The sequence below is a fragment of the Actinosynnema sp. NPDC023794 genome (assembly GCF_040639675.1).
Classification (GTDB): domain Bacteria; phylum Actinomycetota; class Actinomycetes; order Mycobacteriales; family Pseudonocardiaceae; genus Actinosynnema; species Actinosynnema luteola.
The window spans coordinates 99,063-110,974 of the sequence record NZ_JBFAFR010000015.1; the positions used below are offsets into that span (position 1 = coordinate 99,063).

Sequence of the window (11,912 nt, forward strand, 5' to 3'; positions counted from 1 at the left end):
TGTTCTACCTCGGCCTCGAGTTCTCGGTGGACGACCTGGTGTCGGGCGGCCGACGGCTCGCCATGGCGGGGGCCGGGTACCTGGTGCTCAACATCGGCGGCGGGCTGGCGTTCGGCTTCGCGCTGGGGTGGGGCACGCTGCGAGGCGCTGGTGATCGCCTGCGCGATCGGCATCTCGTCGTCGGCGATCGTGACGAAGCTGCTGGTCGAGGCGCGGCGGTTGCGCAATCCGGAGTCACGGCTGGTGATGGGCATCATCGTGATCGAGGACGTGTTCCTCGCGCTGTACCTGGCCGTGCTGCGGCCCGTGCTCAGCGGGACGTCCGGGGTGTCCGCGCTGGTGGACTTCGGCAAGGCGCTCGCGTTCCTGCTGGTACTGGCCGCGATCCCGCGCTGGGGCGGCCGGGTGGTGACCAGGGTGTTCGGTCCGGCGGACGACGAGCTGCTGGTGGTGTGCTTCGTCGGGGTGGCGGTGACGGGCGCGGTGGTCGCGCACGAACTCGGGGTGTCCGACGCGATCGGCGCGTTCATGGTCGGCGCCGTGCTCGGCGGTTCCGGCGTCGCGCCCCGCGTGCACAAGCTGGTGCTGCCGCTGCGGGACGCGTTCGGCGCGCTGTTCTTCTTCCTCTTCGGCCTGAGCATCGATCCCCGCGCCGTGGGCACGGTGGCGCTGCCGATCCTGGCGGCCGTCGGGGTGACGATCGTGCTGAACCTGGGTGCCGGCCTGTACGCCGCGAAGCTGCACTCGTTCGACCGGCGGCAGGCGGTGGACATCGGCCTGACCGTGTTGACGCGCGGTGAGTTCTCCCTGGTCCTGGCCGCGATGGCGATGGCGGTGGCGGCGGGCCTGGACTCCCGCGTCGCGCCCTTCGTGGCGGACTACGTCCTGCTGCTGGCCGTGGTGGGTCCGCTGGCCGTGCTGCGTTCGGACCGGCTGACCTGGCTGCTGCCGAAGCGCCTGTTCGCGTAGTGATCACCCGCGATCCCTGGCGGCGGTGCCCGCCGCTAGGGGATCAACCCCTTGGCCGCGGCCAGTTCGTGCCCCTGCCAGGACCGCTGGTCGTTCCACACCGGGAACAACCCGTATCCGACCAGTTTGGCGACCACGTCCGGTCCGATGGTTTGGTCGAAGACGGTGACCAGGGTCACCTCCTCCCGGAACGCCGCCGAGGCGGCCACCAAGTCATCGGCCCACACCTGGGGTAAATAGATCTGCGAGTCCGGACGTACCATGGAGTCTATTGCGAAGAATCCGCAGACGGCCACATCTTTTCCCTTGGTGAGGATGTGGTTCCGTACGCCGATTCTTTCGGGTGTCTCGCTGACGGTCCACCCGTGGTGTCCAACCGAACGTAGGTAATCGTCGTAGAGCGGGAGCGCTGAATGGTAGATCTCACTGCGCTTCCGGTGTTTTTCCGATTCCGCCAGTCGGGTTCTTTCGAGTGAACCTGCCAGGTCGAGGATCGTTTCCTCGTCAACGTTCGAAGCCTTGGACGTCGACTTCTCAACCTGTTCCATATTCCTCGCCGAGGTGTCGTCCACCGGTACTTCGAGTAGGCGAGAGGCATGCAGGAGGAGACTCTCGGGTCGTAACATGAAAAGCCTGACGTCAGCGAATGAGCGGATCTCGCGCGCCAATTCGGGTCGAGGACCACGTGCCTGACCCTGGTGCTTTCGCCACCAGTCGTCCTTCACGTCACCGGTGACCAGAAGCACGTCACGCTTCTGCGCCCGCGCTTCGACGAGGATCTGCTTCCAGATCAGGTAGTCGCCCGCGAAGCGGTCGCCATCGGGTTTGGACTTGTCGCGGAACCCCGGAGGGATGTCGAGGTCGGCCCGCTTGGCCGCCTCGCTGATCTCCTTCGAGTATTCGACGTCGTCGAACGGCGGTCCGACCTTGCCGTCGAGCAGCTCGTGCAGGGTCTCGATGACGCGATCCTGGTTGGTGTCCCAGCTGTCCGTCGGGACCGTGGTGCCCGAGGTCTTGGCGATCTCGTCGAGAAGCACGGCGAAGGCGTCGTCCAACGAGGCCTGCAGCTTTTTCGTGCTGTCCTTGTCGAGAGATACCCGACGCGCCCAGCCGCGCAGTGCGTCGACCGCGCCCGCGCGTGCTCTCTCGAGGTCCGCGGACGTCTTCTTGGCCGCGACCCCGGTGTCACCGAGCGCGCTCTCCCGGTTGCGCCAGAACTCGACCAGCACCTGGTGCGGTATCCAGAGCCGGTCGTCGATCTTGCGGAGCACCGACATCAGGTCCTGCCTGGCCTGCTCCTTGTACCGGTACAGGTTGAGCAACACGTTCGTGTCGATGACGACGAGGCCTTCGGTGAGCAGCGCCAGGTAGTCCTGGTCCGTCGGCGTCCGGTAGGCCTCGAACCCGTCGAACAGCCCCGCGCGGCCCTGCTGTTCGGGCGTCATGGCCGGATCGTAGCGCCGAGCGGATCGTGTGCTTGCGGGCGGCGCGGAGCAGGTCGAGCATGATCCGCGGACCGACGACTCCGACGGCGCCCCGCAGAGGCCTGGGCAGGGATGAGGGACGAAGTGACCGGTCAGTTCGCCGCGTACCAGAACGAGATCTACCTCCAAGGCCTGGCGGGCGCCGTGCCGCCGTTCACCACGGATCCCGAAGCGTTGGAGGCGTCCGCCCGGGAACGGCTCGGGCCGGGGCCCTTCTGGTACGTGGCGGGCGCGGCCGGTGGTGGGGCCACGGCCAGGGCGAATCGCGAGGCGTTCGACGACTGGCGGATCGTGCCGCGGATGCTCACCAACGCCACCGAGCGGCACCTCGGGACGTCGTTGCTGGGCACGGACCTGCCCGCGCCGGTGCTGCTCGCGCCGGTGGGCGTGCAGTCGATCCTGCACCCGGACGGCGAACTGGCCACCGCGCGTGCGGCGGCGGAGCTGGGTGTGCCGTTCGTGCTGTCCACCGCGGCCTCGCACACGATCGAAGAAGTCGCCGAGGCAGCCGGTGACGCGGCACGCTGGTTCCAGCTCTACTGGCCCAACGACCCGGACGTGGCCGCGAGCATCCTGGACCGGGCGCGCAAGGCCGGGTACCGGGTCCTGGTCGTCACCCTCGACACGTGGACGCTCGCGTGGCGACCGCACGACCTCGACCAGTCCTACCTGCCGTTCCTGCGCGGTGTCGGCACGGCGATCCCGTTCTCCGACCCGGCGTTCCGGGCCGGGCTCGCCACGTCGCCCGAGGAGGACCTGCCGATGGCGATCCTGCGGTGGGTGCAGTTGTTCACCGGCACCGACAAGTCGTGGGACCAGCTGTCGTTCCTGCGCGAGCACTGGGACGGGCCGATCGTGCTCAAGGGCATCCAGCACCCCGACGACGCGCGCAAGGCCGTGGACGCGGGTGTGGACGGCATCGTGGTGTCCAACCACGGCGGGCGGCAGGTGGACGGCGCGGTCGGGTCGCTCGAGGTGCTGCCGGAGATCGCGGACGCCGTCGGCGAGCAGGTCGAGGTGCTGTTCGACTCCGGCATCCGCAGCGGCGCGGACATCGTGAAGGCGCTGGCGCTGGGCGCGAAGGCCGTGCTCGTCGGCCGGCCGTTCGCCTACGGCCTGGCGCACGGCGGTCAGGTCGGCGTGCGGCACGTGCTGCGCAGCCTGCTCGCCGACTTCGACCTGACCCTCGGCCTGTCCGGGCACCGCAGCCCGGCCGAGCTCAACCGCGAGGCGCTGCGTCGGCGCTGAGCTGCCGCAACCGGTTCTGCAAGGTGGTGAAGTCGGCCGGCTGCACGGTGATCCACGGCGTGCCGTCGCCGCCGGTCGTCTTCGCCGACAGGTAGCGGCCGGTGATCGTGTCGAAGTACGTCAACGGCGCCGCGCACCGCTGCTTGCGCCCGAACCGGTCACGTCGTGCGGCGTACAGCTGGCCGCCGCCGGTGCGTTGCTCGGCGAGCAGCTTGCGCACCTGCTGCACCTCGGTCACGTGCGCCCCGGTCGGTCGGCTGGCCTGCAGGAACGACCCGCCGTCCTCGTCCGGACGCGGTTGGCGCGGCTTGTCGTCCAACGCGTCGGCGGGCAGCGAGATCACGCCGCCGCGTCCCGGCTTCGCCTCCGGCAGCGCGGACACCAGGGACTGCACCACGTCCTCGGCCCGCACGGGCTCCAGCACGAAGTGCTTGTCCGCCCGCAGCACCACGCGCAGCGCCTCGTCGCCCGACTGCGCCACCAGCGCGGTGCGGGTCTCGTCGTCGCCCTGGTTGAAGAACGCGTAGTACTCGACGCTCGCGTCCGCGATCAGGCGCAGCGACCGGCTCAAGTCGGCGTGCACCTGCCGACCGCGGGCCAGGCCGAGCCGTTCCAGCTCGGCCCAACCGCGACGGGCGAGGTCGGCCAGCACCGTGACGTCACCCTCGGCGAGCTGGTCCTCGTCGAAGTCGACCTGGGTCAGCAGCGCGTTGTGCAGCGTCGGCAGACCTTCGGCCTGCCAGGCGTTGTAGAGCGCGACGACCGGGATGGCGACCCTGGTGCGCAGCACGTTCCCCCCTGTTCCAGCTATTCACCGATGACCGGTGGGGCCACCATCGTGCCGTCACCGAAGATGTCCTCGGTCTCCTGGAGGTACGACGCGGCCTTGTGCTCCTTGTCCTCTTCGCCCTGACCACCGGCCGCACCGGCGCCCATACCGCCCATGGCGCCGGCGCCGGGGCCACCGCGACCACCAGCCGCGCCACCACCGGGCCCGAACCCGCCCGCGCCGCCGGGCCCGAAGCCACCGCGACCCTCACCGTGTCCCATGACGCCGGCCGCGCCGCCGGGCCCGAACCCACCGCCCATCCCACCGGGTCCGCCCATGCCGGGGATCCGGCCGCCGCCCATGCCACCGCCGCCACCGCCGCCACCGCCGCCGCCACCGCCGCCGCCACCGCCGCCGCCACCGCCACGACCGCCACCTGGCATGCCGGGGTTGCCGGGCGGCGTTCCCGGCACGCGGTTGCGCGGGTTGTTGGGGTTGTTCGGGTGGTTGGGGTTGCGCGGGTCGTTCGGGTTGCGCGGGTCGTACGGCAACCGCGGGTCGTACGGCAACCGCGGGTCGTAGGGCAACCGCGGGTCGGACGGGAACCGCGGGTCGGACGGCAGCGGCGGCGGCCGGTACCCGATGTCGGGCTTGGGCCCGTTGGGGTCGGGCTGCACCCACGACGGCTTGGTCGTGTTGTCGTTCGTGCCGATCGGCGGGATGGTCGGTTCGGTCCACGACGGCTTCGTCGTGCCCGTGTTGGTGGTGCTGCTGGTGCTGGTCGTGCTGCTCGTGCTCGTCGTGTTGTTGTTCGTGTTATTAGTGTTGTTCGTGTTGTTGTTGAACTCTTCCTTGACCGGCGGGATGCGCTTTTCCTCTTGCTCGACGCTCCCCTTGACCTCGCCGGGATCGGGGAAGTACGGCATCGAGTTGCTGGCCGAGGTCGTGGAGCTGCCATAACGCTCCAGCACCTGGACGTTGTGCGTGTTGACCTGCTGGCTCTGCTCGACCGCGTCGTCGTAATCGGTGTCCCAGGGGACCACGCTGTTGTACCAGGGCTTGTCCGGCACCTGGACGGGCTCTTGCACGTTGTCCTTGGCCTCGCGGAACGCACGGCTGATCTCGCCCGTGTTGTCGCCCGCGGTCGTGGCGAGCTCGCTGGTCAAGTCCGACCAACTGGCCAACGGCGTGGTGTTGGCGCGGGCCGAGTCGCCCGCGGCGCCTTCCCAGACCGCGCCGGACGCCTTGACCGCCTGGTTGATCAGCTCGCTGATCTCGGCGTGGCCGGTGGAGATGCCCATCCACGCCTCGCTGCTGGCGTCCGTGGTCTGGTCGGGCCCTTTGCCCTCTCGGAACCAGCGGTAGATCTGCTCCGGGGCGACACACATGTTGAGGAGACCCATGCCGTCGCTGTCGACATCGCCTGCCATGCCTGTCCTACCCCTTCAGGTTCCCGACCACGGTTTCCGCGATCTCGCTGGACACGGAGCACGGGTCGGTGTACTCCGGCAGCTTCTTGTCGTTCACGCGAATCTGCACCGCGAAACCTTCGCCCGTGGCTACGCCGACAGCGGTGGTGCACGAGCCATGGGCGGCATCGGTCAGGTCGGTGTTGACCGCCGGGTATCCGGCGACCTCGGTCGGCTTGAACACCGGAAGATTCCCGCGGTTGGTGTAGACGCCGTCCAGGCCCTTGGCCTTGTCCAGCAGCACGACGAAGAAACTCGTGCCGAGCGGCTCGTCCGGGTACCACTGACAGCCCGTGCCGGTCGGGTCCGCGCGTTCGGTGCCGGCCTTTGTCACGCCGCGGGCGGAGAGTTGGTCTTCCTTCAGCATCGCGCAAGGGGTGTCGAACTTGGCGAGGTCCAGCTCTGGGCCGCTGATGGCCGGGGCTTCACCTGCTGCCGCCGACGTCGTGGTGGCCCCTGGCGCGGTGGTGCTCGCGCCGCCCCCTGGCAACGGGGTCCCGCCATCCTTGGTCGTGCAACCCGACGCGACCACGAGGGCCGTCGCGGACAAGATCACCAACGCTGCTCGCCTCAAGACTGATTCCCCTCGCCCTTGAAGGCGTCGGCGGTTGCCTGCTCCTGGTTCTCGTAGCTCGCCAGGGAGGCTTGGATGCTCTCGATCGTACTGTTGAGGGCTTCGATTGCCTTCAGGCTGGCCCAGCCGTAGCCGCCAGGGTCGTCCCCGGCGGTCTGTTGGATCGTCGTTGTCGCCGACTTGCTGTACGGGTCTTGGCCGGGCGACCCGAGGACCACGAATCCCAACTTCTGGTCGAAGAGTTCCTGAAGTCGGTTGCGCGCGTCGGTCAAGCCGTCGACCAGCTTCTGCGCCTGCGTCAGGTCGACCTTGAACGCGGTCTGGCTCGCCACCAACCCCGCACCCGCTGGTCCGGCGGACACCGTGTCCGCCACGAACCCGATCTGCTTGGCGCCCCCGCCGACGGCGTCCAACATCGTTCGTGCTCCCCTCGCGCTGAACTGCCCGAAGTGATGATGGCACAGGGCCTCGGCCACGATGGAGCTATCGGGACGGTTACTCCTGCGGGGGGGTGGACGTCCGATCCGTTCAAGACCGCGGGACCTCGGCGGGCATACCGTCGGTAGCATGATCGAAGCAGCACGTTCCTTCGTCTGGCTCAACGCACGCGTCCTCGAGCAACGGCGGTTCTCGCACCTCTTCGACGACGGGCCCGGGGAGGCCGTCGCGACCGCCGTGCTGGCCTACCGCAACGACGACGGCGGCTTCGGGCACGCCCTGGAGCCCGACGGACGCGGCCCGGAGAGCCAGCCGTTGCACACCTGCACCGCGTTGTCGCTGCTGGAAGAGGTCGGCAGCACCGAGTACGCGAAGTCGGCGTGCGATTTCCTGACCACGATCACCAACGCGGACGGCGGCGTGCCGAACTGCCTGGACACCGGGCACGACGACCTGCGGGCGCCGTGGTGGCAGCCCTCCGGTGACAGCGACCTCCTGGTCACGGCCCTGCTGGCGGGCGTCCTGCACAAGATGGCCGTCGAGCACGCCTGGCTGGACGGCGCCGCGGAGTTCTGCCGGCGACACCTCGGTGCGCTCACCAAGACCCACCCGTACGAGGCCGCCGCCTGCGTCCGCTTCCTCGACCACGCGCCCGACCGGCCGCGGGCGGAACGGGAGGCGGACCGGCTCGGGAAGCTCGTGCGCGAGCAAGGGCTGGTGGACGTCGGCGGGGCAAGGCGCACGAGGGGTACGCGGAGGGGGAGACCCACAAGCCGCACGACTACGCGCCGACGCCCGACAGCCTGGCCCGGAGGTGGTTCAGCGACGACGAGGTGAACGCCGACCTCGACGCCCTGGCGGCACAGCAGCAGGACGACGGCGGCTGGACGTTCCCGTGGGCCGCGTGGACGCCCGTGACGACCTACGAGTGGCGACCGATCGTGACCATCAAGGCGTTGCGGGCGTTGCGCGCCTACGACCGGATCAGCTGACCCAGCGGCACGCCCGCCAGCTCCCGCACCTCGCGCGACAGGTGCGCCTGGTCGGCGTACCCGGTGCGGTGGGCGATGTCGGCGAACGGCACGCCCCGCCACGCCAGCTTCACCGCGCGGTCGAACCGCAGCACGCGGTGCAGCACCTTGGGCCCGTAGCCGAACGCGGCCAGGCTGCGCCGGTGCAGCTGCCGGGCGCTGAGCCCCAGCGACCCGGCCAGGTCGCCGACGCTCCCCGTGGACGACGCGATGACGCTCACCGCGGGATCCGGCGGCGTCTCCCGCAACCGGGCCAGGGCGGCCGACGCCAGCACCTCGCACGGGTCCTCGGCCGCGCCGAGGGCGTCCTCGAGCCGAGCCGACGCACCCCACAGCTCCGACAGCGGAACGCGCTGGTCGCGGAGCTCCACCGCGGGCACGCCGAACGCCGAGGGCCCCACGCCGGGACCGAACCGGACGCCGAACAACGTGCCCGGCCTCGACCGCGTCACGTGCCCGACCGTGTCCGGCCCGGCCACGAACACCTCGCCCGTGCCCGCCGAGTACATCAGGTCGGTGCACCCGTCCGGCACGACCAGGCCGGGCGCGGCCGACGTCGTGGTCCGGCGCCACGCGCAGGCCAGACCCGGGAACGGGCGTTCCGCGTACACGTGGACAGATAGTAGTGGCGGGCCGCGCCGGAGGAGGATCGCGCGGCCCGCCACGAGCGCTCACGTGCCGAAACGGATCCAGTTCACGCTCACGTACGGCGCGGGCTGGCCGCTGGTGAACGTGATGTAGACGTCGTGCGTGCCGGTGACGCCCGAGATGTTCGCGGGCACCGTCCGCCAGCTCTGCCAGCCGCCGGTGTCGGCGATGGCGAAACTGCCGATCGGCGCCGCGGTCGGGCTGTCCAGCCGCACTTCGACCAGCCCGCTCACCCCGCCGGACGCGCCGGACGCGGCACGTGCGACGAACTGCGTCGCGGTGCGCGACCCGAACCGGACGCCGGAGAACCGCAGCGAGTTGCCGTTGCCCAGCTGCGCCACCGCCTGCCCGCCGTCACCCGACACGATCGAGCCGCCGGACCGCGACGTGGCCTGCTCGGCCTGGATGTCGCTGAACGCGTCCCACCCGCTGCCGCCGGGCTGGGTGGTGGTCGTGGTCGTGGGCTGCGTGCCGCCGCCCGCCGACCACACCGCGACGTAGTCGACGACCATCGAGTGCCCGGACTGGGTGGCCGAGGTCGGCGTGGCGAAGCCCGCGACGCCGTTGGGGAACGCGCCGCCCATGGCCAGGTTCAGCAGCAGGAAGTAGCCCGCGTGACCGGTCATGTTGTTCCACGTGGTCGCGTCCATCTGGTTCTGCGTGACGCTGTGGAACTGCTGCCCGTCGACGTACCAGCGCAACGCCTTGGGGGAGGAGCCGTCGTCCCACTCGAACCGGTAGGTGTGGAACGCCGACTGGCACGTCGAGCCGGGGCACGCGCGGCTCGCGCCGAGGCCGTTGGTCTCGTTGCACGGCCCGCCGGGGTTCACGCCGCAGTGCAGCACGCCCCACACGGAGTTGATGCCGTTGACGTTCTCCATGATGTCGAACTCGCCGATGGCGGGCCAGTTCCAGTAGTTGCCCCGGTACGGCGAGCCGAGCGCCCAGAACGCGGGCCAGTAGCCGAGTGCGGCCTGGCCGGTGACGTTGGGCATCTGGATGCGGCCCTCGATGGCGAGCTTGCCGCCCGCGGGCGGCTTGAAGTTCGACCGCTGGGTCTCGATGCGGGCGGACGTCCAGTTGCCCGCGCCGTCGCGCAGGGCGGTGATGCGCAGGTTGCCCGAGCCGTCGAGCTTGATGTTGTTCGTGCTGTTGGTGTAGTTCTGGATCTCGCCGGTGCCCCAGTTGCCCGGACCGCCGGGGTAGCCGTGGCCGAGGTCGAAGATCCAGTTCGAGGACGACGGCAGGGTGTTCGCGGCGCCGTTGAAGTCGTCGCTCCACTGCAAGGTCCAACCCGGCGGGGTGGACGGCACCGAGGCGTTGGCCGACATCGTGGCGACGACCGCCAGCGGCACGGCGGTGATCAGGGCGGCAGCGGTCGCGAGGACGCGTCGTCGTCTGCTCCGGCTGAACTCCATGAGCGGTGACCTCCTTGTCACTGTCCTCTAGCGTTCGGCACGACAACAAATTGCCTTCCGCCTCATGAGAGCGCTCTCATGAAGATCGATCAAGGGGCCGAACGGCGCAATAGCCGCTATTTCGCGTCGGCGTAGGAGTCGACCGGCACGGCTTTGAGCGGGAAGCGGACCGGTGTCGCGCCGAACACCAGCCGCGACGCCTCCTCGCCCGCCGCCGTCACCTCCGCGCACACCACCTCGGCCTGCTCCTGCGGGCAGTGCACCAGCACCTCGTCGTGCTGGAAGAACACCAGGTGCGCGCCTCGCGCCGACTGGTGCAGCCGTCGCCGCAGCACGCCGAGCAACGCCGCCGTCCAGTCCGCCGCGCTGGCCTGCACCACGAAGTTGCGGGTGAACCGGCCCCAGTCCCGTGCCGCCCGCCGCGACTGCCGCACCGCGTCCTCGCCGTCGTCGGCGTTGCCGGTCGTCTCGTGCCACGCGGCCGACGGCGGCGGGCTCGTGCGGCCCAACCGGGAGCGGACCATCCGGCCCTGCTCGCCCGCCAGCGCGGCGGCCTCCACGTACCCGACGGCTTCGGGGAAACGGCGGCGCAGCACCGCCATCGCCGGACCGGCGCCGCCGCCCGTGCCGCCGTACATCGCGGACAGCATCGCGAGCTTCGCCTTGCCCCGGTCGCCGTCGAACGCCTCCGCGGCCAACGTGGTGTAGAGATCGTCGTCCGAGGACACCTCGGTGAACTTGTGGTCGTTCGACAACGCCGCCAGCACCCGCGGCTCCAACTGCGCCGCGTCCGCCGCGACCAGCTTCCACCCAGGATCGGCCCGCACCGCCGTGCGCAGCGTGCGCGGGATCTGCAACGCCGCGCCACCCCGCGTCGCCCACCGCCCGGACACCACGCCGCCGACCACGTAGTCCGGCCGGAACCGCCCGTCCGCCACCCAGGCGTCCAGCCACGTCCAGCCGTGCGCCACCCACAGCCGGGCCAGCTCCTTGTACTCCAGCAGCGGCTCGACGGCCGGGTGGTCGACGCCCTTGAGCACCCACGCGCGGGCCGACGGCACGTCGATGCCCTCCCGGGCGAACGCGCGCACGATGCCCGGCGGGTGGTCGGGGTTGACCTGCTTGCCGCCGAACGCCGCCGTGATCCGGTCGGCCAGCTCGGCGAGCCGGGCCGGGCGCACGCCGTTGGCCGGACGCGGTCCCAGCGTGTCCACCAGGAGCTTCTCGTGCACGTCCACCCGCCACGGCAGGCCGAAGTGCGTCATCTCGGCGGCGGCCAACGCGCTGGCCGACTCGGCCGCGAACAGCAGCCGCAGGTGATCGGCGTGCGCGAGCGTGGCGACCAGCCGCTGCTGCTCGACGTGCACCGCGATCACCGCGTCGAGCGGGTCGACGTCGCCGGGCAGCCGCCGCTGCTCGGGTTCGAACAGGGTCGGCTGGGCATCGCGCTTGCGCGGCCCGTGGTCCTGCGGCACCGGCAGCCCGCGCAGCCGGGCGATCGCCGCGCCGAGGCCACGCGGCTCGCCGTGCCGCCCCTGGTAGGCCAGCAGCAGGTACTCGACGTGCGCCAGGTCCTGGCACCGCTCGACCCGGACCCCGCGTGCCAGCAGGTCGGGGTAGACCTCCGCCGTCTCCGCCCACAGCCACCGGGGTCTGTGCCGATCCTCCAGCTCGGACACCGCCGTCGCCAGGTCCGCCGTCGCCACCGCGGGTCCTTCGGGCACCCCGGCATCGGAGAGCACGCGGAGCCGTCCCGCGTTCTCCCCGTCCGTGACCAGGGCGATGAGCATGGCTCTGATTGTGTAGGACAGCACCGACAGTGTCGGATGGCGCCGCCTGCGACCTCGCGGGAGAGCAGTGGCCG

The 11,912-nt window shown here is 70.6% G+C and carries 12 protein-coding genes; 4 read left to right on the top strand and 8 right to left on the bottom strand.

Annotated elements, in window-relative coordinates:
• Positions 1-150 precede the first annotated feature (150 nt).
• Entirely contained in the window at positions 151-969 is an 819-nt protein-coding gene (locus AB0H12_RS27360) for a cation:proton antiporter (RefSeq protein ID WP_499626518.1), read from the top strand.
• Positions 970-1,004: 35 nt separating this feature from the next.
• Here the strand turns inward: AB0H12_RS27360 and AB0H12_RS27365 are convergent, their stop codons facing one another.
• Entirely contained in the window at positions 1,005-2,414 is a 1,410-nt protein-coding gene (locus AB0H12_RS27365) for a PIN-like domain-containing protein (RefSeq protein ID WP_499626520.1), read from the bottom strand.
• 111 nt (positions 2,415-2,525) lie between these two features.
• Here AB0H12_RS27365 and AB0H12_RS27370 point away from each other — a divergent pair, with 111 nt between their 5' ends.
• Positions 2,526-3,701 carry a lactate 2-monooxygenase gene (locus AB0H12_RS27370; protein ID WP_499626522.1) on the top strand — a complete coding sequence of 392 codons (1,176 nt, stop codon included), beginning with the start codon at positions 2,526-2,528 and terminating at the stop codon, positions 3,699-3,701.
• Here the strand turns inward: AB0H12_RS27370 and AB0H12_RS27375 are convergent.
• The 4 genes from AB0H12_RS27375 to AB0H12_RS27390 are packed head-to-tail and all read right to left on the bottom strand — an operon-like array spanning position 3,673 to position 6,989.
• Entirely contained in the window at positions 3,673-4,491 is an 819-nt protein-coding gene (locus tag AB0H12_RS27375; protein WP_499626524.1) for an ESX secretion-associated protein EspG, read from the bottom strand. The two genes, AB0H12_RS27370 and AB0H12_RS27375, sit on opposite strands and share 29 nt — an antisense overlap.
• A 17-nt stretch (positions 4,492-4,508) precedes the next feature.
• Complete coding sequence (locus AB0H12_RS27380; RefSeq protein WP_499626526.1) at positions 4,509-5,900, bottom strand: PPE domain-containing protein; 1,392 nt, start codon at positions 5,898-5,900, stop codon at positions 4,509-4,511.
• 7 nt (positions 5,901-5,907) lie between these two features.
• A complete protein-coding gene (locus AB0H12_RS27385) occupies positions 5,908-6,495 on the bottom strand; it encodes a DUF3558 domain-containing protein (RefSeq protein WP_499626528.1) in 588 nt (195 codons plus the stop codon).
• A gap of 14 nt (positions 6,496-6,509) precedes the next feature.
• Positions 6,510-6,989 (bottom strand): hypothetical protein, encoded by a 480-nt coding sequence (locus AB0H12_RS27390; protein ID WP_499626530.1) that lies wholly within the window; start codon positions 6,987-6,989, stop codon positions 6,510-6,512.
• 91 nt (positions 6,990-7,080) lie between these two features.
• Between AB0H12_RS27390 and AB0H12_RS27395 the strand changes: the two genes are divergently transcribed.
• Positions 7,081-7,788, top strand: a complete 708-nt coding sequence (locus AB0H12_RS27395) for a hypothetical protein (protein WP_499626532.1) — start codon at positions 7,081-7,083, stop codon at positions 7,786-7,788.
• Positions 7,785-7,943, top strand: coding sequence for a hypothetical protein (locus AB0H12_RS27400; protein ID WP_499626534.1), 159 nt, complete (start codon positions 7,785-7,787; stop codon positions 7,941-7,943). The genes AB0H12_RS27395 and AB0H12_RS27400 overlap by 4 nt, the downstream gene beginning before the upstream one ends.
• Here the strand turns inward: AB0H12_RS27400 and AB0H12_RS27405 are convergent.
• From AB0H12_RS27405 to AB0H12_RS27415, 3 genes are all read right to left on the bottom strand, one after another.
• Complete coding sequence (locus tag AB0H12_RS27405; protein ID WP_499626536.1) at positions 7,925-8,593, bottom strand: helix-turn-helix transcriptional regulator; 669 nt, start codon at positions 8,591-8,593, stop codon at positions 7,925-7,927. The genes AB0H12_RS27400 and AB0H12_RS27405 overlap by 19 nt on opposite strands.
• A 60-nt stretch (positions 8,594-8,653) precedes the next feature.
• The gene (locus tag AB0H12_RS27410) at positions 8,654-10,048 is read right to left on the bottom strand and encodes a carbohydrate-binding protein (protein WP_499626538.1); all 1,395 of its coding nucleotides are present in this window, start codon (positions 10,046-10,048) and stop codon (positions 8,654-8,656) included.
• Positions 10,049-10,164: 116 nt separating this feature from the next.
• Positions 10,165-11,838, bottom strand: coding sequence for a bifunctional 3'-5' exonuclease/DNA polymerase (locus tag AB0H12_RS27415; RefSeq protein ID WP_499626540.1), 1,674 nt, complete (start codon positions 11,836-11,838; stop codon positions 10,165-10,167).
• Between the last annotated feature and the right edge of the window lie 74 nt (positions 11,839-11,912).